The 24,317-nt window shown below is 65.9% G+C and carries 25 protein-coding genes and 1 tRNA gene; 18 read left to right on the forward strand and 8 right to left on the reverse strand.

The features are described from left to right. Positions 1-4 precede the first annotated feature (4 nt). Genes YH64_RS14050 through pdxK form a run of 9 tightly spaced genes read left to right on the forward strand, consistent with a single transcriptional unit; the run spans position 5 to position 7,206 of the window. On the forward strand, positions 5-424 hold the full coding sequence (locus tag YH64_RS14050) for a biopolymer transporter ExbD (protein WP_046804844.1): 420 nt from the start codon (positions 5-7) through the stop codon (positions 422-424). A gap of 16 nt (positions 425-440) precedes the next feature. Continuing rightward, on the forward strand, positions 441-1,154 hold the full coding sequence (locus tag YH64_RS14055) for a TonB C-terminal domain-containing protein (protein WP_046804845.1): 714 nt from the start codon (positions 441-443) through the stop codon (positions 1,152-1,154). 36 nt (positions 1,155-1,190) lie between these two features. Next, complete coding sequence (locus YH64_RS14060; protein ID WP_046804846.1) at positions 1,191-2,885, forward strand: putative porin; 1,695 nt, start codon at positions 1,191-1,193, stop codon at positions 2,883-2,885. Between the two features lie 10 nt (positions 2,886-2,895). Further along, a complete protein-coding gene (locus YH64_RS14065; RefSeq protein ID WP_255444441.1) occupies positions 2,896-3,588 on the forward strand; it encodes a DNA repair protein in 693 nt (230 codons plus the stop codon). 57 nt (positions 3,589-3,645) lie between these two features. Continuing rightward, entirely contained in the window at positions 3,646-4,119 is a 474-nt protein-coding gene (locus tag YH64_RS14070) for a YbjN domain-containing protein (RefSeq protein ID WP_104144094.1), read from the forward strand. Positions 4,120-4,145: 26 nt separating this feature from the next. Continuing rightward, positions 4,146-5,279 carry a peptidylprolyl isomerase gene (locus tag YH64_RS14075; RefSeq protein ID WP_046804848.1) on the forward strand — a complete coding sequence of 378 codons (1,134 nt, stop codon included), beginning with the start codon at positions 4,146-4,148 and terminating at the stop codon, positions 5,277-5,279. A 13-nt stretch (positions 5,280-5,292) separates the two neighbouring features. After that, positions 5,293-5,754, forward strand: coding sequence for an antitoxin Xre/MbcA/ParS toxin-binding domain-containing protein (locus tag YH64_RS14080; RefSeq protein ID WP_223264850.1), 462 nt, complete (start codon positions 5,293-5,295; stop codon positions 5,752-5,754). Next, positions 5,751-6,284 carry an RES family NAD+ phosphorylase gene (locus YH64_RS14085; RefSeq protein WP_046804850.1) on the forward strand — a complete coding sequence of 178 codons (534 nt, stop codon included), beginning with the start codon at positions 5,751-5,753 and terminating at the stop codon, positions 6,282-6,284. Before YH64_RS14080 ends, YH64_RS14085 begins: the two co-directional genes overlap by 4 nt. A 58-nt stretch (positions 6,285-6,342) precedes the next feature. Then, positions 6,343-7,206: a pyridoxine/pyridoxal/pyridoxamine kinase gene (gene pdxK / locus YH64_RS14090; protein ID WP_046804851.1), complete on the forward strand. Its 864-nt coding sequence runs from the start codon at positions 6,343-6,345 to the stop codon at positions 7,204-7,206. A 162-nt stretch (positions 7,207-7,368) separates the two neighbouring features. Here the strand turns inward: pdxK and cynS are convergent, their stop codons facing one another. The 6 genes from cynS to YH64_RS14120 all read right to left on the reverse strand — a co-directional run bounded on the left by cynS (position 7,369) and on the right by YH64_RS14120 (position 12,794). Then, positions 7,369-7,812 carry a cyanase gene (gene cynS, locus YH64_RS14095; protein ID WP_046804914.1) on the reverse strand — a complete coding sequence of 148 codons (444 nt, stop codon included), beginning with the start codon at positions 7,810-7,812 and terminating at the stop codon, positions 7,369-7,371. Positions 7,813-7,823: 11 nt separating this feature from the next. Continuing rightward, on the reverse strand, positions 7,824-8,618 hold the full coding sequence (locus YH64_RS14100) for an ABC transporter ATP-binding protein (RefSeq protein WP_046804852.1): 795 nt from the start codon (positions 8,616-8,618) through the stop codon (positions 7,824-7,826). A 4-nt stretch (positions 8,619-8,622) separates the two neighbouring features. Beyond that, positions 8,623-9,465 carry a nitrate ABC transporter permease gene (gene ntrB, locus YH64_RS14105; protein WP_104144089.1) on the reverse strand — a complete coding sequence of 281 codons (843 nt, stop codon included), beginning with the start codon at positions 9,463-9,465 and terminating at the stop codon, positions 8,623-8,625. Further along, positions 9,465-10,877 (reverse strand): ABC transporter substrate-binding protein, encoded by a 1,413-nt coding sequence (locus YH64_RS14110; protein ID WP_046804854.1) that lies wholly within the window; start codon positions 10,875-10,877, stop codon positions 9,465-9,467. Before YH64_RS14110 ends, ntrB begins: the two co-directional genes overlap by 1 nt. A 134-nt stretch (positions 10,878-11,011) precedes the next feature. Next, on the reverse strand, positions 11,012-11,650 hold the full coding sequence (locus tag YH64_RS14115; protein WP_046804855.1) for a response regulator transcription factor: 639 nt from the start codon (positions 11,648-11,650) through the stop codon (positions 11,012-11,014). A gap of 7 nt (positions 11,651-11,657) precedes the next feature. Continuing rightward, positions 11,658-12,794 (reverse strand): PAS domain-containing sensor histidine kinase, encoded by a 1,137-nt coding sequence (locus tag YH64_RS14120; protein ID WP_143215384.1) that lies wholly within the window; start codon positions 12,792-12,794, stop codon positions 11,658-11,660. Positions 12,795-13,694: 900 nt separating this feature from the next. Between YH64_RS14120 and YH64_RS14125 the strand changes: the two genes are divergently transcribed. Then, positions 13,695-14,627: an N-carbamoyl-D-amino-acid hydrolase gene (locus tag YH64_RS14125; protein ID WP_185975378.1), complete on the forward strand. Its 933-nt coding sequence runs from the start codon at positions 13,695-13,697 to the stop codon at positions 14,625-14,627. A 279-nt stretch (positions 14,628-14,906) separates the two neighbouring features. Beyond that, positions 14,907-15,845, forward strand: a complete 939-nt coding sequence (locus tag YH64_RS14130; protein WP_046804857.1) for an ornithine cyclodeaminase family protein — start codon at positions 14,907-14,909, stop codon at positions 15,843-15,845. 73 nt (positions 15,846-15,918) lie between these two features. Here YH64_RS14130 and YH64_RS14135 read toward each other — a convergent pair whose 3' ends face one another. Together YH64_RS14135 and YH64_RS14140 are read right to left on the reverse strand one after the other, a co-directional pair. Continuing rightward, positions 15,919-17,211 carry a phospholipase A gene (locus YH64_RS14135; protein WP_046804858.1) on the reverse strand — a complete coding sequence of 431 codons (1,293 nt, stop codon included), beginning with the start codon at positions 17,209-17,211 and terminating at the stop codon, positions 15,919-15,921. Between the two features lie 200 nt (positions 17,212-17,411). Next, on the reverse strand, positions 17,412-18,914 hold the full coding sequence (locus tag YH64_RS14140; protein ID WP_046804859.1) for an aldehyde dehydrogenase family protein: 1,503 nt from the start codon (positions 18,912-18,914) through the stop codon (positions 17,412-17,414). Positions 18,915-19,145: 231 nt separating this feature from the next. Between YH64_RS14140 and YH64_RS14145 the strand changes: the two genes are divergently transcribed. From YH64_RS14145 to YH64_RS14175, 7 genes are all read left to right on the forward strand, one after another. Next, a complete protein-coding gene (locus tag YH64_RS14145) occupies positions 19,146-19,895 on the forward strand; it encodes an amino acid ABC transporter ATP-binding protein (protein ID WP_046804860.1) in 750 nt (249 codons plus the stop codon). A 105-nt stretch (positions 19,896-20,000) separates the two neighbouring features. Then, positions 20,001-20,792: an ABC transporter substrate-binding protein gene (locus tag YH64_RS14150; RefSeq protein ID WP_046804861.1), complete on the forward strand. Its 792-nt coding sequence runs from the start codon at positions 20,001-20,003 to the stop codon at positions 20,790-20,792. A 51-nt stretch (positions 20,793-20,843) separates the two neighbouring features. Next, on the forward strand, positions 20,844-21,536 hold the full coding sequence (locus YH64_RS14155) for an amino acid ABC transporter permease (protein WP_046804862.1): 693 nt from the start codon (positions 20,844-20,846) through the stop codon (positions 21,534-21,536). A gap of 2 nt (positions 21,537-21,538) precedes the next feature. After that, positions 21,539-22,228: an amino acid ABC transporter permease gene (locus tag YH64_RS14160; RefSeq protein ID WP_046804863.1), complete on the forward strand. Its 690-nt coding sequence runs from the start codon at positions 21,539-21,541 to the stop codon at positions 22,226-22,228. A 16-nt stretch (positions 22,229-22,244) separates the two neighbouring features. Next, positions 22,245-23,537 (forward strand): FAD-binding oxidoreductase, encoded by a 1,293-nt coding sequence (locus tag YH64_RS14165; RefSeq protein ID WP_046804864.1) that lies wholly within the window; start codon positions 22,245-22,247, stop codon positions 23,535-23,537. Between the two features lie 13 nt (positions 23,538-23,550). Beyond that, positions 23,551-24,135, forward strand: coding sequence for a helix-turn-helix domain-containing protein (locus YH64_RS14170; protein ID WP_046804865.1), 585 nt, complete (start codon positions 23,551-23,553; stop codon positions 24,133-24,135). A gap of 93 nt (positions 24,136-24,228) precedes the next feature. Continuing rightward, positions 24,229-24,305, forward strand: a tRNA-Arg gene (locus YH64_RS14175). The last annotated feature ends 12 nt before the right edge of the window (positions 24,306-24,317 follow it).

Here is a 24,317-nt window from a genome sequence, read left to right on the forward strand (position 1 = left end):
CAGCATGGCTTCCGTATCCACTTCCCAGGACGATGATGACGACGCGCCCGTCGACGGCATCAACATCACGCCGCTGGTCGATGTGCTGATGGTTGTGCTGGTCATGTTCATCCTGACCGCCACCGCGCAGATCGCCGGCATCAAGGTCAACCTGCCCAAGGCCAGTTCCACCATGGCGTTGTCGCAGCCCAAGACCAAGGCGATTTCCGTCAACGACGCCGGCCAGGTGTTCCTGGACGCCTACCCCGTCACCTTGCCCGAACTGGAAGACCGGCTGCGTACCGAGAAAGCACTGAACCCCGACTTCCCGGTGATTGTGCGCGGCGACGCCGCCGTGCAGTACCAGAAGGTGGTGGAAGTGCTGGACCTGCTGCGTCGCCTGGAGCTTGCGCAGGTCGGCCTGGTTACCGGCAAGCCGCAATAGGGCCGGGAACCACGTCATGTCGCAACACGCATCCGATCCCTTGCGCGGGCCGCATCCGGCGCGCCGCTGGCTGAAGCTGGCGGCCGTGGCGGTGGCGGCCGTCGTGGCGGCCTATGCGCTTTGGCGCTGGGCCAACGATATGTCCGGTGTCCGGCGCGATGCGCCCAAGGTCACCGCCATCATCCCGCTGCCCCCGCCGCCGCCGCCGCCACCCGAACCCGAGAAGCCGCCGGAAACCGAGCCACCCAAGGAAGAGCCCGTGGCCACGCCCGAGCCCGAGCCGCAGCCCACGCCCGAACCGCCCAAGCCGCAGGACGAGGCGCCGCCGCGTCCGGCCGACGACCTGGCCAACCCGATGCAGATCGACGGCGATGCGCAAGCCGGCAGCGACGCCTTCAACATCGGCGCGGGGCAGGGCAAGGGCATGTCGGGCGGCGGCGGTGGCCGCGCGGGCAACGCCACCTACAGCCAGTACCTGGCCTATGCGCTGCAAAAGATCCTGCGCGAAGACGAACGCACCCGCAACCTGACCTTCCGCCTGCAAGCCAACATCTGGCTGACGGCAGCCGGCCAGATCACCCGCGTGGAATTGACGCGCGGCAGCGGCGATGCCGACGTCGATGCGCGCGTGATCGCCGCCTTGCGCGCGGTGCCTGGGCTGGACGAGCGCCCGCCGGCCTCGGCCAACATGCCCATCCGCGCGTCGCTGACTGGCCGCCGCCCGTCTTGATGTCCCAAATTGAATTGATCCTGGAGTGACAACAGCATGAAGTTCCCTTTGAACCGGTTGGCGGCATCGCTGGCGCTGGCCGTGGCGGGTGCCGCCTGCCTGCCGGCGCACAGCGCGCCCGCGCCGTCCGAGAACGCCACCATCAACCTGATCCGCCTGCTGGTGCAGCAAGGCGTGCTCAAGCCCGAACAGGCCAATGCGCTGGTCGCGCAGGCGGAAGCCGAAGCCAAGGCGGCCCGCCAGGCCACGCCCGACCGGGGCGCCGCCGTCGCGCAGGCCGGCGATGTGCGCGTGCCCTACATTCCCCAGACCGTGCGCGATCAGATTCGCGACGAGGTCAAGGCGGAAGTCATGGTGCAGGCCAAGGAAGAAAACTGGGCGCAACCCAATACGTTTCCGGATTGGGTATCGCGCATCACGGTGGAAGGCGACGTGCGGGTGCGCGATGAATCGCGCCTGTACAACGGCGGCAACAGCAATGAAATCACTGACTTTGCCAAGCTGAACGCCAATGGGCCGTACGACGTCAACCCCAACACCAACGGCGGCTATCCGCCCATGCTGAACACGCGCGAAGACCGCCGCAACCAGTTGCGCATCCGCGCCCGCCTGGGCGTGCGCGCGGAAATCTCCGAGGCCTGGACGGCCGGCATCCGCCTGGCCACCGGCAGCGACGACAGCCCGGTATCCACGTCGCAGACGCTGGGCGGCGGCATGGGCAAGAAGGACATCTGGCTGGACCAGGCCTACCTGACCTATCGCCCGGCCAAGTGGGCCACGGTGACCGGCGGGCGCATCGCCAACCCGTTCGAATCGACCGATACGCTGTTCTCCAACGATCTGAACTTTGACGGTATCGCCGCCATCTTCAAGCAGCCGCTGCAAGGCCGCGACGTGACGCTGTTCGGCACGCTGGGCGCGTTCGCGACGGAATACGCGAACAACGGCTGGAGCTCATCGTCGATGAGCGAAGGCGAAACGGAAAACAAATGGCTGCTGGGCGGGCAGGTGGGCGCAGACTGGAAGATCAACAACCAGAACAGCCTGCGCGGCGCGTTGGCCTACTACCACTTCGACAACATCGCGGGCAAGCGATCCAGTTCATGTTCGCCGTGGGCGGGTGCTGAAAGCTGCGACACCGACTGGTCGCGCCCGGCGTTCATGCAAAAGGGCAACACGCTGTTCCTGCTGCGCAACATCGCGCCCAACCCGCTGAACCCGGCCGACACGCCGCAGCCGCAATACGTGGGCCTGGCGTCCAAGTTCGATCTGCTGGACCTGAACCTGCGTTGGGACACGCGCGTGTTCGACGGCCTGGGCCTGCGCCTGAACGGTAACTACATCCGTAACCTGGCCTACAGCAAGAGCAAGATGGCAAGCCGCTCGCAAGGCTACATCGTCAATAACTTCGGCGACAACGGCGATATCGAAAGCGGCCCCAATGCCTGGATGCTGCAAGCCACGCTGGGGCGCTCGTATGACCTGAAGGACAAGGGCGATTGGCTGGCCTTTGTTGGCTACAAGTACATCCAGCCGGACGCGCTGCCCGACGCCTACAACGATTCGTCGTTCCACCAGGGCGGCACCAACGCGCGCGGCTACTACATCGGGGCGGGCTACGCGTTCGAAAAGAACGTGTATGGCGTGTTCCGCTGGATGAGCACCAAGGAGATCTACGGTCCGCCCTTGGCCATCGACACGATGCAGTTTGAAATCAACGCCAGGTTCTAAGGCCATGGACATGCATACCGTTTGGGATGAATCCCGCCACGCGGCCACGACGGGACGCGGGCGGCGCTTGGCGGCGGCCGTGGCCTTGTGCGCGGCCGGCTTGAGCGTGGCGGGCGGCGCGCGGGCCGAAAGCATGGAAGAGCGCCTGCGCGCGCAGCTGCGCAGCACCACGCAGCAGCTACAGCAGCTGCAAAGCGAGCAGGCGCAGATCAACGCGGCCAAGACGGCGGCGGAAACGCAACGCGACGCGGCGCAGAAAGAACTGGAGTCGCTGCGCGCGCAGTTGGCCAAGACCCGTGGCCAGGCCGAAAAGCTGGCCGGGCAACAGGACGCCGTGGCGCAAGCCGCGCAGTCGCAAGTCGCGGCCAGCCAGGCACAGCTGGGCAAGTTCAAGGGCGCGTACGACGAGCTCTTGACCTTGTCGCGCGCCAAGGAAGCGGAGCGCGCCGCGCTGGCCCGCACGGTGGCGCTGCGCGATGCAGACATCAAGACCTGCGTGGCCAAGAACCGCCAGATGTACGAGGCAGGCAAAGACATTCTGAACGCCTACGAAGGCATCAGCACGGGCGACATCCTCGCCATCAAGCAGCCCTTTGCCGGCAAGGCCCGCGTGCAGTTCGAAGAGCAGGCACAGGCCTATGGCGATCAGCTGTACGACGCGCAGGTGGCTGGCAGTCAAGCCGCTGCAACGTCGCGCCCGTAGCCTTGCTTGCCCGAATTGCTTCCTCCGATTGCTTCCCCATTTTTCAGGACCCTAAGAATGACCGAAACCAGCTTGATTCTTGATGTCGATGCCGAACGCCTGCAAGCGTTGCTGCAATCCGTGGGCTACCGCGTCACGCTGTCCGAGCAGAACGGCATGGTGCAGTTGCTAAGCGCCAGCCAGGGCGTGGGTTTTGCCGCCCGCATGGGCAACCCCGCCCAAGAGGACGGGCATTTTCTGGACTACACGCTGAGCTGCGCGCTGCGCGTGCAGGGCGACGTGCCCGCCGGCCTGGCAGAGCGCTGGAACGTGGAAAAGCGCTTTGCCCGGCTGACGGTGCAAGGCGTGTTCCTGGTGCTGGAGCTGGACGTGATCGTGGCGGGCGGCGTGTCGGAATCGTATCTGCGCGCCACGACGGAATTGTGGGACCGCTTGCTGCAAGAGTTCCTGCTGTTCCTGCGCGCCAATGCGTCGCCGCAGGGGGACGTCAATGCGTTGGAAACGCCGGCCGACTCGTTGGCGACTGCGTAACGTGGATTGCCTGAAGGGATAGAACCATGAACCAGACCCTGACCGCCAACAAACCGCTGCGCGTCACGGCGGCAGTGTTGCTGATCGCCGTGCTGGCGGGCGCCGTCGCGTTGATGCGCGGCAAGGATGCGCAAAGCAGCGAGGCGTCGCCCACGGCTGCAGCCGCCGCATCGGCCTCGGCCCCCGCTCCCGCACCCGGCTCGGCGAAGGCCCGAACGCTCGCCGCCACGGCAGCCACCGCCACGCCATCCGCCAACGCCACCGCCAAGCCGCAAGCAAACTCGCCCCAGCCCCAACCGGCCACGGCCATCGCGACGCTGGGCGCCGTACGCGTGGATCGCGATGAGCTGCTGCGGCAATTGCAGGCCTTGCCGCCGCAAGCGCGCCAGCAGTTGCAGGACAACCGGGCGGGGCTCGAGCAATGGCTGCGTGCCCGGCTGGCAGAGAAGGCGCTGATCGAGCAGGCGCGCGCGCAGGGCTGGCAGGATCAGCCGGAAATCCGCCGTGCGGTGCAGGCGGCCGAGGAACGCATCGTGATGCAAAGCTATCTGGAGTCGGTCAGCCGCGCGCCGGACGGCTACCCCACCAACGCCGACCTGCAAGCGGCGTACGAACGCGCCAAGCCGCAGCTGGCCGTGCCCGGGCAGTACCACGTCAGCCAGATCTTCCTGCCCGCGCCGCTGGGCGATGCCGACGCCGTTGCCGCTGCGCGCAAGCAGGCGCAGGACCTGGTCCGCCGCGCCCAGGCGCCCAAGGCCGACTTCGCGGCGCTGGCGCAGGCCAATTCCCGAGACGAGACCACGCGCGCGCAAGGCGGTGACATCGGCTTCGTGCCCCTTGCGCAATTGACGCCGGAAATGCGTCCGGTGGTCCAGCAGATGAAGGCGGGCGATGTGTCGGCGCCGGTGCAGTCGGCGGCCGGCTTTCACATTTTGAAGCTGACGGCGTTGCAACCGGCGGGCGTGACGCCGTTCGACCAGGTCAGCCAGCAACTGCGCGCCGCGCTGCGCAGCCAACGTCAGGAACTGGCCGCGCGGGCCTATATGGAGGGCTTGCTGAATGCCGGAACCGTCAGCATCGATGGCGCGGCACTCAACGCCGCATTGGAGCAAAGCACGGCGGCAACGCCCGGCCCGGCCTCCGTCGCCCGCGCTCCGTAAGCGGCCGGTTGCCGTGGACGATGCGCCGGCAAGCACGGTGATCCACGCGCCGCCCGGCGCTGCGTCAGCAGCTGACCACGGCGTCACGCTGGCGTTGGACTGGCGGCTGACGCAGGCCCTGGGCACGACGCGCGCACCGTCTACGTTGCAGGGCGCTGCCCCGCTGTTGCAGGCGTTGCGGCAGACGTTCCCGGACGACTTGGCGCGCTGGTTTCCGCTGGTGCCGTTATGCCCACCGGAGCCCGGCCTGGCATTCGGCCTGGACGTGTCCGACCTGCGGGTGCTGTATCGGGCGCTTCGGGTGGTCTGGCTGGCCGAGCTGGTGTTCGGCGGCCGGGACGAGGGGCAGCGCTGGCTGCGCAGCCCCAAGCGCCGGCTGCTGGGCCGGGTGCCGTTGCTGCTGTGCCAGCACGGGCGCTATGCCGGGTTCATCGAAAGCTGGCTGATCGATATCGACGAAGGCAACGGACCATGATGATGCTGTGGCGCTTGAGCAATGCCGGCGATCTACAGCCGCGCGCCTGCCCGCCTGGCCGCTGGCATGGCGCGGGCGTGCCGGTCATCGTGCTGGAGGCCAGCCCGGCGGCGGCGGTGTTGGCGCGGCTGGTGTTGGCCGAGGTGACGCACCCCGACGCCTTGCCGCGCGGCTATCAGCTGCTGTCGGTGACCACGCCCGGCCGTTCGGTCAGCGTGGCCGACGCGCCCGCGCCCGGGCAGACGGACCTGCGCGCCACCCGCGCGATAGGCGACGCGTGGGCGGCCAGCGGCCAGTCCTTGCTGCTGCGCGTGCCGGCTACGTCCGGCGGCTTTCAATACCTGCTTAATACCGCGCATCCCGACATGGGGCAGTGCCGCGTCACCGCGTCGTCCGCCTATCCCTATGCGCCGCATCTGGGCGCCATGGCCAAAGCGATACGCGACGGCGCCGATTGGCTGGCCGCCGCCGGCCAGGGCGGAGCGCGGGAGGGATCGGCCGCTGCCGTCGATGGCGCCGCGCGGGACTAGAATGTTGCACAGCCGGCGCTACGCCGCATGCAACCTTGTTCCGTCAGGAGCCCGCCGTATGACCGTCATCTCCGCTGCCCTTACCGCCGGCGCAGCGTTGCCTGCCACCACCGCGCAGGTGGACATTATTTCGATCCAGTCCCAAGTGGTCTATGGCTACGTGGGCAACAACGCGGCCATGCCGATCTTTCGTCGCGCCGGGCTGCGAGCCATCGCGGTGCCGACGGTGCTTCTTAGCAACACGCCGCACTATCCCACGCTGCATGGCGGGGCGGTGCCGCTGGACTGGTTCGCCGGCCTGTTGAAAGGGCTGGACGAACGCGGCGTGACGCGCGTGGCGCGCGCCGTGGTGTGCGGCTACCTGGGGCAGCCGGGGCAGGCGGATCTGCTTGCCGCCTGGCTGCCCGCCCTGCGCGCCGCGCGGCCGGACGTGCGCGTGCACATCGACCCGGTCATGGGCGACCGCAATGACGGGCTGTATGTGGACGCGGGCCTGGTCGCGCAATACCGCGACCTGCTGGTGCCCTTGGCCGACGGCATGACGCCGAACCATTTCGAACTGGAAATGTTGGTGGGCCGGGCGTTGTCGACGCTGGACGAGGTGGCGGCGGCGGCGCGCGAGCTGATGGCGCTGGGGCCGACATGGATTGTCGTGACCAGCGCGGCGCCGATGGCGGCGGCGCCCGGGACCTTGCAGCTGGCGGTGGTGACGCAGGACAAGGTCAGCGTCGTGACGCATCCGGAAATCGCCATCCCGCCGTCGGTGCACGGCACCGGCGACGTGTTCATGGCCAGCGTCACCGCCCGGCTGTTGACCGGGCTGGATCTGGTGGACGCGGTGCGCGAGGCGGCCGACGAGGTCACGGCCGCGCTACAGCGCACGCGCGAGCTGGGCTGGGAAGAGCTGGCGGTGGAGGGGTAGGCGGTGGAAGGGTAGGCGGCGGAAGGGTAGGCGGTACGCCGACCCCTGGCGCCCAAGCCGGGGCTCAGTCGCCAAGCCGCAGCCGCAGCCGCGAGCCCAGGCCCAAGCCCTGCCGCAGCCACAGCCGCAGCCCGCTACCCAGCAACGCTGCGGCGCAATCCCTTAATACGTCTTGTACGGCAGGAATTTGCCGCTCATCACGATCTGCACGCGGTCGCCCTTCGGGTCGGCTTCGCGCGACAGGTCCATCTTGAAGTCGATGGCGCTCATGATGCCGTCGCCGAATTCTTCGTTGATCAGCGCCTTGAACGTCGTGCCGTAGACGTTGATCAGTTCATAGAAGCGGTAGATCAGCGGGTCGGTGGGCACGGTGCTAGGCAGCGAGCCCTTGTAGGGCACCACTTGCAACTGCACCACGGCGTCGTCGGGCAGGTCCAGGATGCGGGCCGCGGCCAGCGCCTGTTCCTCGGTCAGCGTCATCTGGCCCAGCAGCGCGGCGGTGGTCCATTCTTTGCTTTGGCCGACGGCGTCGGCGATGGCGGTCCAGGACAGCTTTTTTTCCAGCTTGCGGGTAACGACCAGTTCGGTCACTTCAGCGCGGGACATCATGATGGGGTTCACTCCTTATGGGATGCCTTGTCGACCAGGAAGTCGACGAGATGGTTACGGATGTCGTAGTAGCGGGGTTCGTGGTGCAGGCTGGCGCGCGTCCGGTCGCGCGGCAGGTCCACGCTGACGGACTCGGCAATGCGGGCATAGGGGCCCGCGCTCATGAGCAGGATGCGGTCCGACAGCAAGATGGCTTCGTCCACATCGTGCGTGATCATGAATACGGTCTGGCGGGTCTGCTGCACGATGGCGCGCAGCTCGTCCTGGATGGTGCCGCGCGTCAGCGCGTCCAGCGCGCCGAAGGGCTCGTCCAGCAATAGCATCTTGGGCTGGATGGCGAAGGCGCGGGCGATGCCCACGCGCTGCTTCATGCCGCCCGACAATTCGCTGGGCTTCTTGGCGGCCGCATGCGCCAGGCCCACCATGTCCAGGTAACGCATGCTGTGTTCGCGGACCTGATCGCGGCTGTACGCGGGCCAACGCGAGCGCACGCCGAATTCCACGTTTTGCAGCGCCGTCAGCCAGGGCAGCAATGCGTGTGCCTGGAACACCACGCCGCGTTCCAGCGACGGGCCAGAGATCTGGCGGCCGTCCATGATGACGACGCCTTCATTGGTGTCGTCGATGCCGGCCAGCACATTCAGGATGGTGGTTTTGCCGCAGCCGGAATGGCCGATGACGCAGACGAACTGGCCCTGTTCGATATCGAAGTCGATGTTCTCGAACACCGGCGCTTGGGGCTGCCCATTGCGCCCGGGATAGCGTTTGCCCAGGCCCTGGACTTGCAGAAATGCATGGGTCATGGCGTCATTCCCGATAGCTGACCAGCCGCGCGGCACGTGCCAGCACGGTGTCCAGCAGCATGCCGATCAGGCCGATGAAAAATATCGCGCAGATGATGTTGGCGATGGACAGGTTGTTCCATTCGTTCCAGACGAAGTAGCCGATGCCGGTGCCCCCGATCAGCATTTCGGCGGCCACGATCACCAGCCACGCAATGCCGACCGAGATGCGCATGCCGGTCATGATGGTGGGCGCGGCGGCGGGCAGGATGACTTGCAAGGCGGTGCGCAGGCGCGACACTTCCAGCGTGCGCGCCACGTTCAACCAGTCCTGCCGTACCGCACCCACGCCGAAGGCGGTGTTCACCAGCATCGGCCACAACGAGCAGATGAAGATGACGAAGATGGCGGAGGTGTCGGCGTCCTTGATGGTGTAGAGCGCCAGCGGCATCCAGGCCAGCGGCGAGATCGGTTTGAGCACCTGGATGAAGGGGTCGAACGCGCGGTAAACGGTCTTGGACATGCCGATCAGAAAGCCCAGCGGGATGGCCACCAGCGCGGCCAGGCTGAAGCCGGTCAAGACGCGCGCCACCGAATACGCCAGCTGCACGCCGATGCCTTTGTCGTTGGGGCCGCGGTCGTAGAAGGGGTCCTTGATGTGTTGCCACAGCTTTTCTCCGACCTCGGCGGGGCCGGGAAACGGCGTCTTCGACCCGCTGGCCGCGGCGTTGCCGACCAGCGCGGCATAAGCCGGGTCCACCGCCACGCCGCCGGTGTCGGGGCGGGTGGCGGCGTGCCAAAGCAGCAAAAACGCCAGGAACAGCGCGACGGACAGAAACGTTGCCCGCCAATATTGCACAGACCGCATCAGGTTCTCCGGATCTTGAAGCTGGCCAGATAGGCCTCGGGCTGCGCCGGATCAAACGGCTTGCCCATGACGCTGAAGGTCTTGGCCGATTCCGCCGGCGGCGTCAGGCCGGCTTCGCGCATCAGGCGTACGGCGTCGGTGGCCAGGAAGACGTCGGCCGCGACCTTCTGGTAATCGATGTCGCCCTTGACCTGGCCCCAGCGCTTCATCTGCGTCAGGATCCATACGGCAAACGACTGCCATGGCATGGGATCGAAGTCGATGCGGTTGGGGTCGGTCAGCACTTTGCCCAGGCCATCGGCATAGGTGCCGGTCAGCACTTGTTCGACGACGGTGACGGGCTGGTTCAGGTAGTTGGGGGCGGCGATGTCGGACGCGATCTCTTTGCGATGCGCGGCGTCACGAGCGTAGGCGGTGGCTTCGATGATGGACTTGAGCAAGGCCTGGTAGGTGTTGGGCATGGCCGTCACGAATTCCTTGCTGGCGGAAAACGCGCAGCAGGGGTGGCCGTCCCAGATGGCTTTGGACAGGGTGTGGATGAAGCCGACGCCGTCGTACACGGCGCGTTGGTTGACGGGGTCGGGCGCAAGAAAGCCGTCGATGTTGTCGGCGCGCAGGTTGGCGACCATCTCGGGGGGCGGCACGGAACGGATCTGCACGTCGGTGTCGGGGTCCAGGCCGTGTTCGGCCAGGTAGTAGCGCAACAGGTAGTTGTGCATGGAAAAGTCGAACGGGACGGCAAACTTGAAGCCCTTCCAGTCTTTGGGGTCGCGCCGGTCTTTGTGTTTCATGGACAGGGTGATGGCCTGGCCGTTGATGTTCTCAACGGCGGGCATGGTCCATGGCACGGCGCGGCTGGCGCCCACGCCCATCGAGATGGCCAGCGGCATGGGCGACAACATGTGGGCGGCGTCGTATTCGCCGGACATGGCTTTGTCGCGAATCAGCGCCCAGCCGGCGGTCTTGACGACTTCTACGTCCAGGCCTTGCTTGGCGTAAAACCCCATGGGGTGCGCCATGATGATGGGCGTGGCGCAGGTGATGGGGATGAAGCCGACTTTCAGTTTCTGCTTTTCCAGCGGGCCGGTGGATTGCGCGAAGGCTTCGCGGGCGGCGGCCAGCGGGAAGATCGACGCAATGGCGGCCATGGCGGTGCTGCTGCCCACGGCGCGCAGGAAGCGGCGGCGCAAGGCGTCTTGCGGAAACAGGGCGCGCATGACGGCTTGGTCCACGGCGTTGCTCGTGGTGTCGTCGTGGCTGGCGCGGAGTTGGCCGGCGCCTTGGCGGCCAAGCGCGGCGGCTGCCTCCGTGGCCGATTGCGTGGCGCGTTCGTGGTCGGCCTGCGAGGCGTGGCGGCCGCAGCCGCAGGCAAGGCGGCTGTTGGCGTCGAACGGGTTGCTGAATAGGGACATGGGATGGCTCCGGCCAGAAGGGTTGGAGCCATCATGGGGCCGGGCGCGTGGCGCCGGTATCCCGGGTTCGACGATATGCGTGTAGTGCGTGTACTACGCGGTGCGCGGGCGCGCCGCGCTGGTGCGCCGGGGGGCTAAATCGCACCCAGCTGGTGCGTGTTGGCGTAGGCGACCAGCTCGACCAGGGTGCGCACGCCCAGCTTTTCAAAGATGCGGCTGCGGTAGGTGGAAATGGTGTTGACCGACAGCGCCAGCTGTTCGCCGATGGCAGAGACGGATCGCCCGGCGACCAGCAGTTGCAAGACCTGGAATTCGCGGTTGGACAGTTGTTCGTGCGGGGGGCGGGTGCTGTCCTGGCGCACGGTATGGGCAAGCAGTTCGGCCACGGCGGGGGTGACGTAGAGTTTGCCGGCGGCGGCGTTGACCAGGGCGGACAGAAGTTCGTCGGGGTCGCAGCCTTTGTTCAGGTAGGCGTGCGCGCCGGTGCGCAGGGCGCGCACGGCAAACTGGGTTTCGGGGTAGACGGACAGCATGACGACGCCAAGCGCGGGGTAGTCGGCGCGCACGGTTTTCAGGACGTCCAGGCCATCGCGTTCGCCCAGCGCCACGTCCAGCACCATGGCGTCGTAACGGGTCTGGCGCAGGGCGCGCAGGGCCGAGGGGGCGTCGGCGGCTTCGTGTACCAGGGCCACGCGCGGGTCTTCTTCCAGGATGCGGGCCAGGCCGCGCCGGATGATGAGGTGGTCGTCGACGATAAGCAGGTTCAGGGCCATGGGAGTGTCAGGTTGGATTGAGCCGCAGGCGGGCGCGCATGCCGGCGCCGGGGGCGCTGTCCAGGGCAAGGTCGCCGCCGATGCCGCGCGCGCGTTCGCGCATGCCCAGGATGCCGAAGGTGTGGCGGGCTTCGGGCAGCTGCATGCCGATGCCGTCGTCTTCAACGGTCAGCAACAGCCCGTCGTCGCTCCAGACGGCGTTGACGCTGACGCTGCGGGCGCAGGCGTGGCGCTGCACGTTGGTCAGCAGTTCCTGGACGATGCGGTAGACGGCGATTTCAGCATTGCGGTCCAGGCGGCGGCGTTCGGTGTCGGGCGGGCACAGGTAGCGGCATTGCAGGCCGGTGCGGGTCTGGAGGTCTTGCAGCAGCGTTTCCAGGGCGGCCCACAGGCCCAGGTGGTCAAGCACGACGGGGCGCAGGTCGCTGAGGATGCGGCGGGTGGCGCCCATGGCGGTCTGGGTGACCTCAAGCATGCGGTCGACGTGGGATTGCAGGGCGGGGGTGGCGCCAAGCTGGCGGCGCAGCCAGTTCAGGTCCAGTTGCAGAGCGGTGAATGAGGCGCCCAGATCGTCATGGATGTTGCGGGCAATGTGGGCGCGTTCTTCTTCGCGCAGGGTGGACAGGTGGGATGACAGGCGGCGCAGCGAATCGTGGGCATTGCTGAGTTCGGCGGTGCGTTCGCCCACGCGGCGTTCAAGCAGGGCCTGGGTGCTATGCAGTTCGCGTTCGATGCGTTTGCGGTCGGTGATGTCTGAAAACGTGACCACGGCGCCGACCACTTCGCCATCATTGCGGATGGGGTACGAGGCGTACTGGGCGTCAAAGCAGGAGCCGTCGCGGCGCCAGAGCACTTCGTCGTCCACACGCACGCCACGGCCTTCACGAAAGGCCTGGAAGATGCGGCAGTCATGCACGGGCATCAGGGCGCGGTCGGCGTGGGAGTGGTGGATCAGGTAGTGCATGTTGCGGCCCACGACTTCGTCGGGGGTGTAGCCCAGCAAGGTGGCGCCGGCGCCGTTGATGAAGATGCAACGGCCACGCAGGTCGATCCCGTAGATGCCTTCACCCGCGGATTCCAGCAGCATTTCCAACTGACGACGCCAGGCGGCGTGGTGGGATAGATGGTTCAGGTCGGCAAACATGATGGGGTTGTTGCGGGGCGAGGGCGGATTTTTTGGGGAAGTTTACGGGAGGCTTGGCGCGGGAGAGGGGAGGGAATGCCCTTGGTGCGTGAGGGATTGAGGCACTAGAGGTGGGGTTCTTGAGGCGCTTGGTGTGAGGGGCGTTGGGCGATCGGGGGGCGGTTCTTGAGATGATCAAGGCTGGGTTCTTTAGACGCCCGGGGCGGCGGCGTCCTGGCGGCGCGGGTCAACGACTGCGGTCCGGAGCCTTCGCTCCGGACTGCCCCGTCGTCATCCTCGTTGCCGCCTGCGGCGGCTGCCTTCGGATTCCCTCGGGCTTATCGACTCCCCGCGCCACCAGGCCGCCACCACCCCGAGCTGCGCCGCGCAAACTTGTCGGTCGCCGGGGCGGGCGGTGTGCTTGGCATGCTTCTGTGAGACCGGGGGGGAGTGGAAGAGTGTGCAGGGCCGCCAAAGCGGGCCGCGCGGGCGGCATCTTTTGGCATGTGGTTCGGTGGCATTTTGCGGGCGTGATTCGACGGACCTAGCCTCGGCACCTGACGCGACGGTACTTTGTAGGATGGGCGAAGCGCGGCACGCCCGGCACTGCGGGGAAACCCGATATAAAAGTTTGCATGGCGTCCATGATCCAGGGTTATGCCTCGGCCGTCCGCCAACACCGTCCGCGTGCTGAATCTTCAATCTAATCAGCGCTTTGGCCACAATCCCAGCCCTGGCCACCGCCCGCCGCAACCCAACTGCTCACGGTATCGCAAAGTCGCGAAGGCATGCATGCTTCTTTCCTACGGTCGCGCGCGCCATTCACCGCCGCCATCTGCCACCCCCCCCCGGCACTCGAACCCCATTCGAAACGAACCCCTGGAGATTGACATCGTGAGTAACGCATCCCCCGCCCGCAAAATGGGCCTGGCAGTCGCCCAGATGGGCGCCGTGAACCTTGCCGACACCCGCGCGGTGGTTGTGCGCCGCCTGGTCGAGATGATGCGCGAGGCCGCTGGTCGCAAGGCGGAATTTGTCGTGTTTCCGGAACTCGCCCTGACGACCTTCTTTCCGCGCTACTGGATGGAAGACGCCGAAGCCGTGGACCGCTTCTTTGAAAAGTCCATGCCCAATGCCGATGTGCAGCCGCTGTTCGACACCGCGCGCGAGCTGGGCATCGGGTTTTACCTGGGCTATGCGGAAGTGACGCCGGAAGGCCGCCAGTTCAACACGGCCATCTTGGTTGACCGTACAGCCAAGATCATCGGCAAGTACCGCAAGATCCATCTGCCGGGGCATTCCGACCACAAGGTTGATGCACCGTTCCAGCATCTGGAAAAGAAGTTCTTTGAAGTCGGCGACCTGGGCTTTGGCGTGTGGGAGACCAACGACGTCAAGATCGGCATGTGCCTGTGCAATGACCGACGCTGGCCCGAGACGTACCGCGTGATGTCGCTGCAAAGCGCCGAGCTGATTGTGCTGGGCTACAACACGCCGTCGCTGAACATCCATTGGAACGAACCGGCGCACTGGCGCACTACCACGCACGAGATCGTGTTGCAGGCCAGCGCCTATCAGAACGCGGTGTGGGTCGGCGCTGCCGGCAAGTGCGGCCATGAAGACGGCCACCACATGATTGGCAGTTCGATGATCGTGGCGCCGTCCGGCGAGATCGTGGCGCGTTCCAGCGGCGAGGAAGACGAGGTGATTACCGCGAAGATCGATCTGGCCATGGGCCAGACCTTCCGCGAACACGTCTTCAATTTCGCTAAACATCGCAGCCCGCAGCACTACAAGCTGATCACCGAACGCACAGGCGCGGGTGATCCGCTACCCGTGCCGGACGTGGCCTAAGCCCAGTTGAAAATTGCCTGCGTTATCGCAGGCAATTTTTTTGGAGACCAGGGATAGCTGCGCCAGGGAATGCCTTCAATGGAGGGCTGGGGCTCATCCAGGAATGCCAGTGGCAATGGATGGTGAAGGTTCAACCCGGAGTGGAGGCAGGTGCACCAAAAGCTCCCCGCGTGAGTGCGGGATCTCGACAATCCGGCCCTCGATCATCACACCCGAGGACCGCGCTGCTAGACTGCCTTCGGCCCTTTGATTGATTGACCCTTTTCCGGCACCCCTCCCATGCGCTTTATCGACACCGAACAGACTCGCGGCGCCCTGTCATTCGACGCCGTCATCCCCGCCCTGCGGGAAGCCTTCCGCCAAGGCGCCACCGTGCCCACGCGCCACGTGCACGCCATCCGGTCGGGCGATGCCCAGGGCACCACGCTGATCATGCCGGCCTGGAGCGACCGGGGTTACTTCGGCGTGAAGATCATCAACATCTTTCCCGAGAACACGCACCAGGGCCTGCCCGGCCTGCACGCCACCTATAACCTGTACAGCGCCACGACCGGCGTGCCGATCGCGCAGGTGGACGGCGATATCGTCACCGTCTACCGCACCGCCGGCGCGGCCGCGCTGGGCGCCGACTATCTGGCGCGCAAGGAGGCGAGCACGCTGCTGATCGTGGGCTCGGGCCGCATCGCCGGCCTGCTCGCGCAAGCGATGCGTACGGTGCGCCCGATTCAGCGTGTGTTGGTGTGGAATGTGCGCCAGGCCGGCGCCGATGCGCTGGCCGAAACGCTGCGCGTACAGGGTTTTGACGCCCAGGCCACGTCCGACCTGGAATCCGCCGTGCGCGAGGCCGACATCATCAGTTGCGCCACCCTGTCTACCGTGCCGCTGATCCAGGGCGCCTGGTTGCGCCCGGGCGCGCACCTGGACCTGATCGGCAGTTTCACGCCCCAGATGCGCGAGACGGATACGGCGTGCTTTGATGGCACGTCGGTGTACGTCGATACCGACGAGGCCCCCACCAAATCCGGCGACCTGCTGTCGGCATTCGAGGCCGGCGTGCTGACCCGCGAGGCGATCCATGGCGACCTGCACCAGCTGACGACCGGCGCCCGCCAGGGTCGGCGCAACGATCAGGAAATCACCGTGTTCAAGGCCGTGGGCAGCGCGCTTGAGGACCTGACGCTGGCGACGCTGGTGTATGAATCAACGAACGTAGGGTGATTGCGGGGTGATTGCGAGGTGATTGCGAGGTGATTGCGGGCTGTCGCGGGCTGTTGCCCGCGATGCCCGCGCATTACGGCACCAGCGACAAGCCCACCCGGAACTGCGATTCGTTGCGCTGGTTGTAGCCCAGCAGCGTTTCGCCGTACCCGTTGAAATACTGCAAGTGCAGATACCCGTTCATATTCAACCACGTGCGTTGCAGCGGCCACGCGAAATCCAGCTGAGTCGTGCGGCGCTTCTGGTCGCCTTGGCGGTACATGGCGGAGACCACCGCGCCGTTGTCTTGCGCCCAACGCAGCTGCCAGTCGACGCGGCCGGCGTAGTCGGCGTAGTCGCGGTTTTCGTCGGCCACGCCGAAGTAGGCCTTGACCTTGGGGGCGAAGGTCAGCGTGCTGCCGCCATCAAAGCGATAGTGAAAGCGCGGTTCGATGTAGCCGTCGTTGACCGAACGCGAGTCGTCGCCGTCCTTGCCGTTCGAGCTGTGCTCGACCCCGGTGTTCATGCCGAAGCGCCAGTTCTGGTTGGCGGACTGCCAGATGTTGTCCGACAGCCAGAAGGCGCTGGGGTTGAACGTGGTGTCGATGAAGGGCATCGAATCGCTTTGCAAGTCCCACAGCGAGGTCTGGGTGTAGGCCAGGTAGAAGTTTTGGCCCCAGGTGGCCGGTTGGTCGCCGGCGGGGCTGAACAGGCGGTACTTGGCGCTGATCTGGAAGCGGGCGGTGGTTTGGCCGCGCGTGCCGATGTCGAAGTAGACGGGCTTGTATTCCGAGATGGAACTGCGGAAGCGGTCGAACGCCGTTTGCGGCTGCACGCTGGGCATGACGGCGGCGTCGGGCGCGGGGCCGCCTTCGGGCGAGGCGCCCACGGCAGTCACGGCGGCAACCGGTACGGGTTCGCCGCTGCGCGCGTCAACGACGGGGCCTTGGGCGGGGCGGCTGGCGACGGTGCCGGCGTCGCGGCCGGTCGCGTCCAGCGCCATCATGGAAGGTTGGCCTTCAATGGAGACTGCTTGCAGGCCGTGGGCGGTGCTGGGCACGACGGCGGTCCACGCCATGCGCGCAAAGTTGTTGACGGGCACGCTGTAGCTGGCACGGTCGCCGGCCAGTTTGGCCAGGCTGCGGACAATCTGGCCGTCTTGGCTGCGCCATTGCAGAACCAGTTCCGGCGGGGCTTCCCAATTGGCGCGCGCGCTGCCTTCGTTGAAGAACACAGCTTCGATGGTGACGGTTTCGCCGGGCGCGGCCGAGGGGCGGTCCAGGCGGTACGACACGCCCGCGGCGGCAGAGCCGGCGGCGCCAAGGGCAACGGCGGCGGTCAGGGCGCGCAGGGCGAAACGGCGATGAGCAAGACGGCGTAAGGGCATGGTTGCGTGTGTTGTTCTTGTGACGAGGCAATGTAGCATCGCGCGCCGCAACTGTTTGTAAGGCAGGCTTATCGGATGTAGGAGGTGTAATAAACAGGCGTTACGCGGCGTGTCGCGGGCAGACATGGCCCATGCAATAAGGCCCCGCGCGTTGCGGACAACGCGCGGGGCCTTGTGCATCAAATCACGCGGGGGCGGGTTTATTCGCCGAACTTGATGCCTTGCGCCAGCGGCAGGTTGCGCGAGTAGTTGATGGTGTTGGTGGCGCGGCGCATGTAGTTGCGCCAGGCGTCGGAACCGGATTCGCGGCCGCCGCCCGTTTCTTTTTCACCACCGAAGGCGCCGCCGATTTCCGCGCCGGACGTGCCGATGTTGACGTTGGCAATGCCGCAGTCGGAACCGGAGGCCGACAGGAAGGTTTCAGCTTCGCGCAGGTCATTGGTGAAGATGGCGGACGACAGGCCCTGGGGCACGCCGTTTTGCAGGGCAAGCGCGTCGGAAAATTCCTTGTAGCGCATCACGTACAGGATCGGCGCGAAGGTCTCGTGGCAGACGACGTCGGTCTGGCCAGGCATTTCGGCGATGGCGGGGCGCACGTACCAGGCGTTGGGATAGTCCTTTTCCAGCACGCGTTCGCCGCCGGTGACCTTGCCGCCTTGTTCACGCGCAGCGCGCAGGGCATCTTGCATGGCGTCGAACGAGCCGCGGTCGATCAGCGGGCCGACCAGGTTGCCAGCGTCCAGCGGGTTACCGATGGTGGCGCTGGCGTAGGCTTTGTGCAGGCGTTGGACCAGGGCGTCGGCCACGCTTTCGTGCACGATCAGGCGGCGGGTGGTGGTGCAGCGCTGGCCGGCGGTGCCGATGGCGCCAAAGACGATGCCGCGCGCGGCCATGTCCAGGTCGGCAGTGGGGCCGACGATGATGGCGTTGTTGCCGCCCAGTTCCAGCAGCACGCGGCCGAAGCGTTGGGCAACGCGCGGGCCGACCTGGCGGCCCATGCGGGTCGAGCCGGTGGCGGAAACCAGCGCGACGGCGTGCGAATCGACCAGCGCTTCGCCAACTTCGCGGCCACCGATCAGCACTTCGGACAAGCCGGCGGGGGCGTCGCCAAAACGTTGCATGGCTTGCGCGAACAGGGCTTGGCAGGCCAGGGCGGTCAAGGGCGTTTTTTCAGACGGCTTCCAGACCACGGCGTTGCCGCAGACGATGGCCAGCGCGGCGTTCCAGGACCAGACGGCAACGGGGAAGTTGAAGGCGCTGATGACGCCGATGACGCCCAGCGGGTGCCAGGTTTCCATCATGCGGTGGCCGGGGCGTTCGGACGCGATGGTCAAGCCGTACAACTGGCGCGACAGGCCGACGGCGAAGTCGCAGATGTCGATCATTTCCTGCACTTCGCCTTCGCCTTCGGCCAGGATCTTGCCGGCCTCCAGGCTGACCAGGCGGCCCAGTGCGGTTTTGTTCTGGCGCAGCGTTTCACCCAGCAGGCGGATCAGTTCGCCGCGGCGGGGGGCGGGCACGTCGCGCCAGGCCAGGCTGGCCTGGCGTGCACGCGTGATGGCGGAATGGGCCTGGGCCACCGTGTGTTCGTGCACCCGGGCCAGCTCAGCGCCGTCGATCGGGCTGCGCGCGGTCAGGGTGCCGCCGGTAAGGGCGTCGGCGGAAAGGCCGAGCGCTTGCAGGATGGTTTGAGGGGTGTCCATGCCGGTTCCTTGGAGTGCCAGCGAAATCAATGCTTCGCTAAGTGGTTATGCGGGTTATGCGGGAAATGCGGGGGTTATGCGGGTTATGCCTAAGTGGCGATTCGGGAAAAAAATTTACTATACGAAACTCCAGCGTGAATTGCGAAACTTTTTTTCTAAACCGGCTTTAGCGTCGTTTGCCCGTTGGCGGTGGGCGCGGGCAATAGAAAAACCCCTCTTCGAGGTGCATCAGTGGCAGACGCTTTACTTGATGTCCAGGCAGTCACCAAGACGTTCCAACGCGACGGGCAGCCCCCGCATCTGGCGCTGGATCACGTGGACTGCCAGTTGAATCGAGGCGAGGTCATGGTGGTCGTCGGGCCGTCCGGGTCCGGTAAAAGCACCTTGCTGCGCACGCTCAATGGTCTGGAAAGTATCGATAGCGGCACGATCCGCGTGGACGGCGTGTCGCTGACCGACGCGGCTACCGACGTGAACCACTGGCGCACCGAAGTGGGCATGGTGTTTCAGCACTTCAACCTGTTCCAACACCGTACTGCGCTGGACAACGTTGCGCTACCCCAGCGCGTGGTGCGTGGCCGCAGCCGCGCCGACGCGGAAAAATATGCGCTTGATCTGCTGGGCCGCGTCGGCATGGCCGACTACGGCCAGCGCTATCCCAGCCAGTTGTCCGGCGGCCAGCAGCAGCGCGTGGCGATTGCGCGCGCCTTGGCCATGGACCCCAAGCTGATGCTGTTCGACGAGGCCACCTCGGCGCTGGACCCCGAAACGGTGGGCGGCATTCTTGAATTGATGCGGCAACTGGCGCGCGACGGCATGACGATGGCGGTGGTGACCCATGAAATGGGTTTCGCGCGCGACGTCGGTGACCGCGCGCTGTTCATGGACGCGGGCCGCATCGTGGAAACGGGTACGCCCGACGAGGTGTTCTGCCATCCCAAGGAGCCGCGCACGCGCGCCTTCCTGGACAAGATCCTGTAGTCCAAGCACAGGCCGGTCCGGCAAATCCGGGCGCTGCCGGCCATGCGGCAACACAACGCTTTGCCCGGAATGACAAGGTTTCATCCACCTCTAGGGGACATTCAAATGTTGAAAATCAAACAATGGCTGGGCGTGGCCAGCGTCGCGTTCGCGGCGGCCACTGTGGCGCTGCCGGCGCAGGCCGACGAGCTGGGCGACATCATCAAGCGCGGCGAATTGCGCGTGGCGGTGCAGACGTCCGGGCCCCTGATGAGCTTCATGGACAAGTCGGGCAACCGCACCGGCCTGGCCGTGGAAGTGGCCAAGCGCATGGCCGACGACCTGGGCGTCAAGCTTGTGCTGCAAGACTACGAATGGAAGGGCTTGCTGCCAGCGCTGCTGTCGGGCAAGGCCGACATGGTGGCGGCCGACATGACGCCCACGCCTCAGCGCGCCGCGCAGGTGCTGTTTTCGGCGCCGATGTTCTACGCCGAAACGGTTGCCGTCGTGCCCAAGGACTCGCCCTACAAGTCGTACGAGGAACTGGACAAGGCAGGCGTGAACGTCGGCGTGCTGGGCGCCAGCACGTACGCCGAAGTGGGCAAGAAGATGTTGCCCAAGGCCACCATGAAAGAGTTCTCGGGCGGCAGCGCGCCGGTCGGTCAGGCCTTGTCCAGCGGTCGTCTGGACGCCGGCATCATGTCCATGTCCACCGCCAACCAGTTCCTGGTGGACTTCGGCAACCTGCGCGTGCTGGACGGCGTGATGGTGCGCGAACCGCTGGCCTTCGCCGTCGGCCCCAACGCCTTTCGCCTGAAGTTCTGGCTGGATAACTGGCAAACGCTGAAGACCGCCGACAACACGCTGCCCGATCAGGTGAAGTACTGGTATTCCACCGACTGGAAGAAGGACCACTGATCACCGATCACCGATCGATAGCGCGGCACAACAGGGGAGGCCGAAGCGCCCATGGACTGGTTGACTGACTATTACAACTGGCGCATCGTCAGCCAGTACACGGGCGAATTCGCCAGGGGCCTGGGCAACACGCTGATCGCGGCGGGCGCCAGCCTGGTGCTGTCGGTGTTGGCCGGCGTGCCGCTGGCCTTGCTGCACATGTCGCGCCGCGCCGCCGTGTGGCGGCCGGTAGCCGCCTACGTGCAGTTCATCCGGTCCACTCCCTTGCTGGTGCAGATCTACCTGGTCTATTACGCGGTGCCCATGCTGATACCGGGCGCCGGGCGCTGGAGCGAAATGATCCTGGGCATCCTGGCCATGACGCTGCATCACGCCGCCTACATGAGCGAGATCATCCGCGTGGGCATCGAGTCCGTGCCGCGTGGCCAGGTCGAAGGCGCCAAGGCGTGCGGCATGAATTATCAACAGCGGCTGCGCTACGTCGTGCTGCCGCAAGCCTTTGCCAATACGCTGCCGCCCTTGCTGGGGCAGACCGCCGTTCTTATCAAGGACACGTCGTTGCTGTCGCTGATCACGGTGTTTGAACTGGTGGCCGCGGGCGTGCAGATGAACAGTGACCGCATCGTGCCCAGCGAAAGCTTCCTGACGATTGCCGCCGGCTATCTGCTGATCTACGGCGTGATGCTGTTGTTGTCGCGAGGCGTCAGCCTGTGGTTGGCCGGCCCGGCCTGGAACGCGAGGTAAGCATGCTGGATTCCTATCTGTCCACCGCCGGCGTCGTGCTGCCCTTCCTGCTCAAGGGCTTCTGGGAGACGCTGAAGATATCCTTTGTGGCCATCATCGCCGGGTCATTGCTGGGCTTTGTGATTGGTGTGATCCGAAGCTATCACATACGTGTTATCCATCAGCTGCTTGGGCTGTACATCCACGTTCTGCGCGGCACGCCGTTCCTGGTGCAGCTCTACATCTTCTACTTCGTGCTGCCCAGCTCCGGCATCGAGCTACTGCATTGGGATTCCGGCACCGCCGCTTTCGTGTCGCTGTCGGTGTATACGTCCTGCTATGTTGCCGAAATCGTCATGGGCGCCATCCAGTCCGTGCCGCGCGGCCAGACCGAAGGCGCGATGACGCTGGGCCTGCGGCCCCTGCAAATCCTGCGGCTGGTGGTGTTGCCCCAGGCCATGCGCCTGATCGTGCAACCGATGAGCGGCGTCTACGTCATGCTGATCAAAAGCACCGCCATCCTGTCGGTGGTCGGCATCACCGAACTGACGCGCCAGGGCGAGGTCTTCATCATCACCTTTCCAGCCAAATCGCTATTCATCTACGGCCTGATCGCCGCCATCTACTTCATCTACTGCTACCCGTTGCTGCGCCTGGCCAACTGGCTGGAAAAGCGCCTGACGGGCGGCCTGCAAGGCGCAAGCCTGCACTGACACGGACCCCACCGGCATGGCCTCCGAGTACATCGACACCTATTACAAGCGCACCCTGTCCGGCAGCGATACGCGCTACGCGCCGCTGGCCGGCGTGGCCAGCACCGACGTCTGCGTGGTGGGCGGCGGCTTGGCCGGCTTGTCCACCGCGCTGGAACTGGCCCGGCGTGGGCGCAGCGTTACGTTGCTTGAAGGGCGGCGCATTGCCTGGGGCGCGTCGGGCCGCAACGGCGGCTCGGTGTCGCCCGCGTTCTCGGCTGGCGCTGACGCCATCAAGCGCCATGTGGACGAAGACCATTACCGGCAGCTGTATCGGCTGTCGATGGAAGGCGTGGAGATCATCCGCGACAACATCCGTACGCTGGCCATCGCCGACGCGCACAAGGTCGACGGCCGCCTGCGCGTGGTGCGCTACGAAGCCACCGATGCGCTCCAGCAGTGGTGCGAGGCGCAGCGCCGTGACTTCGGCCGCGACGTGCGTTTTCTGACGCGCGAGCAGGTGCGCGAACGGCTGGTGTCCGACGTCTATCACCAGGGCATTGAAGACCCGTCTTCGTTCCACTTCCATCCGCTCAATTACGCGCGCGCGCTGGCCCGAGAATGCCAGCGCCTGGGCGTGCGCATCCATGAAGATTCCGCGGTCACCGGTTTGGCACTGGAAGGTGCGGTCAAACACCTGAAGACGGCGCAAGGCCAGGTCGATGCGCGCGCCGTGGTGTTGGCCACCGGCGGCTACACGGGCGATGTCGTGCCGGCGCTGCGGCGCGCCATGTTGCCGATTGCCACCTACATCATGCTGACCGAACCGCTGGGCGACCGTGTCAAGGAAGCCATCCGTAGCACCGCCGCCATCGGCGACGATCGGCGCGCCGGCAACTATTACCGCGTGCTCGATGGCGGGCGCATCGGCTGGGGCAGTAGAATCACCACCCGTGTCGACGACCCGCCCGATCTGGCCGAGTCCTTGCGCCGCGAATTGCTGTCCGTTTACCCGCAGTTAAAAGGCGTGCGCGTTGAAACCGCATGGTCGGGGCGCATGGCCTACGCCCGCCACCTGATGCCGCAAATCGGCCAACTGGCGCCGGACGTGTGGTACTGCACGGCGTTCGGCGGGCACGGCATGAACACCACCTCGATCGGCGGACGCGTCGTGGCCGAAGGGATCACCGGCGACACGCAGCGCTACAAACTGTTCGCACCCTTCGGCCTGGCCTGGAACGGCGGCGGCCTGGGCACGGCGGCGGTTCAACTGACTTATTGGTCTTACCAGGCGCGCGACTGGTGGCGGGAGCGCACTACGCGGGCATGACAAGGTACACAGGATGCAAGGCAACAAACAAAGCGCATTGGCACAACGGCTGCGAGCCCTGCGCCAGGCGCGTGACTGGACACTGAAGCAGGCGGCGGCGGCCACCGGCGTCGCCGCGTCCACGCTGTCCAAGATAGAAAACAGCCTGCTGTCGCCCACCTATGACAACCTGATCAAGATCGCCGCGGGCCTGGAACTGGACGTGGCCGAACTGTTCACCGCGTCCGACGCCCACATGGGCACCGGCCGCCGCAGCCTCAGCCGCCAGGGCGAGGGCCGCCAATACGAAACCCCGTACTACGACCACCGCCTGCTGTGCACGGCCCTGTCGCACAAGCGCATGATGCCGTTCCACACCCGCGTCAAGGCGCGCTCGTTCGACGAATTCCAGGACTGGAGCCGCCACGGCGGCGAGGAATTCGTCTACGTGCTGGAAGGCGAAGTCCAGCTTTTCACCGAGTTCTACGAGCCGGCCCGTCTGAAATCCGGCGAAAGCTTCTATATAGACAGCCGCATGGGCCACCGCGTCATCAGCCTGAGCCCGGAAGACGCAATCGTGCTGTGGGTGTCGACGCACGCGGACATCGAGGAAGAGTAGGGGCGCCGGCGTAGGAGCAAGGAGCCGCCGCAAAGTTTCCCGCAACAAGGTAAAATGCGCCGCCCGGATCTCTTGCCGGGTGTCAACGACTGCGCGGCAGTAGCTCAGCTGGATAGAGCACGGGCCTTCTAAGCCCGGGGTCGGGGGTTCGAGCCCCTCCTGCCGCGCCAGAATATCTAGTA

It is taken from the genome of Achromobacter sp. LC458, assembly GCF_001005835.2.
Classification (GTDB): Bacteria; Pseudomonadota; Gammaproteobacteria; order Burkholderiales; family Burkholderiaceae_B; genus Achromobacter; species Achromobacter spanius_B.

What these genes read in the sequence shown, in the direction of transcription:
- YH64_RS14050 (WP_046804844.1), top strand. Translation starts at nt 5, where the DNA reads ATGGCTTCCGTATCCACTTCCCAGGACGATGATGACGACGCGCCCGTC.
- YH64_RS14055 (WP_046804845.1), top strand. Translation starts at nt 441, where the DNA reads ATGTCGCAACACGCATCCGATCCCTTGCGCGGGCCGCATCCGGCGCGC.
- YH64_RS14060 (WP_046804846.1), top strand. Translation starts at nt 1,191, where the DNA reads ATGAAGTTCCCTTTGAACCGGTTGGCGGCATCGCTGGCGCTGGCCGTG.
- YH64_RS14065 (WP_255444441.1), top strand. Translation starts at nt 2,896, where the DNA reads ATGCATACCGTTTGGGATGAATCCCGCCACGCGGCCACGACGGGACGC.
- YH64_RS14070 (WP_104144094.1), top strand. Translation starts at nt 3,646, where the DNA reads ATGACCGAAACCAGCTTGATTCTTGATGTCGATGCCGAACGCCTGCAA.
- YH64_RS14075 (WP_046804848.1), top strand. Translation starts at nt 4,146, where the DNA reads ATGAACCAGACCCTGACCGCCAACAAACCGCTGCGCGTCACGGCGGCA.
- YH64_RS14085 (WP_046804850.1), top strand. Translation starts at nt 5,751, where the DNA reads ATGATGATGCTGTGGCGCTTGAGCAATGCCGGCGATCTACAGCCGCGC.
- pdxK (WP_046804851.1), top strand. Translation starts at nt 6,343, where the DNA reads ATGACCGTCATCTCCGCTGCCCTTACCGCCGGCGCAGCGTTGCCTGCC.
- cynS (WP_046804914.1), bottom strand. Translation starts at nt 7,812, where the DNA reads ATGTCCCGCGCTGAAGTGACCGAACTGGTCGTTACCCGCAAGCTGGAA.
- YH64_RS14100 (WP_046804852.1), bottom strand. Translation starts at nt 8,618, where the DNA reads ATGACCCATGCATTTCTGCAAGTCCAGGGCCTGGGCAAACGCTATCCC.
- ntrB (WP_104144089.1), bottom strand. Translation starts at nt 9,465, where the DNA reads ATGCGGTCTGTGCAATATTGGCGGGCAACGTTTCTGTCCGTCGCGCTG.
- YH64_RS14110 (WP_046804854.1), bottom strand. Translation starts at nt 10,877, where the DNA reads ATGTCCCTATTCAGCAACCCGTTCGACGCCAACAGCCGCCTTGCCTGC.
- YH64_RS14115 (WP_046804855.1), bottom strand. Translation starts at nt 11,650, where the DNA reads ATGGCCCTGAACCTGCTTATCGTCGACGACCACCTCATCATCCGGCGC.
- YH64_RS14120 (WP_143215384.1), bottom strand. Translation starts at nt 12,794, where the DNA reads ATGTTTGCCGACCTGAACCATCTATCCCACCACGCCGCCTGGCGTCGT.
- YH64_RS14125 (WP_185975378.1), top strand. Translation starts at nt 13,695, where the DNA reads ATGGGCCTGGCAGTCGCCCAGATGGGCGCCGTGAACCTTGCCGACACC.
- YH64_RS14130 (WP_046804857.1), top strand. Translation starts at nt 14,907, where the DNA reads ATGCGCTTTATCGACACCGAACAGACTCGCGGCGCCCTGTCATTCGAC.
- YH64_RS14135 (WP_046804858.1), bottom strand. Translation starts at nt 17,211, where the DNA reads ATGCCCTTACGCCGTCTTGCTCATCGCCGTTTCGCCCTGCGCGCCCTG.
- YH64_RS14140 (WP_046804859.1), bottom strand. Translation starts at nt 18,914, where the DNA reads ATGGACACCCCTCAAACCATCCTGCAAGCGCTCGGCCTTTCCGCCGAC.
- YH64_RS14150 (WP_046804861.1), top strand. Translation starts at nt 20,001, where the DNA reads ATGTTGAAAATCAAACAATGGCTGGGCGTGGCCAGCGTCGCGTTCGCG.
- YH64_RS14155 (WP_046804862.1), top strand. Translation starts at nt 20,844, where the DNA reads ATGGACTGGTTGACTGACTATTACAACTGGCGCATCGTCAGCCAGTAC.
- YH64_RS14160 (WP_046804863.1), top strand. Translation starts at nt 21,539, where the DNA reads ATGCTGGATTCCTATCTGTCCACCGCCGGCGTCGTGCTGCCCTTCCTG.
- YH64_RS14165 (WP_046804864.1), top strand. Translation starts at nt 22,245, where the DNA reads ATGGCCTCCGAGTACATCGACACCTATTACAAGCGCACCCTGTCCGGC.
- YH64_RS14170 (WP_046804865.1), top strand. Translation starts at nt 23,551, where the DNA reads ATGCAAGGCAACAAACAAAGCGCATTGGCACAACGGCTGCGAGCCCTG.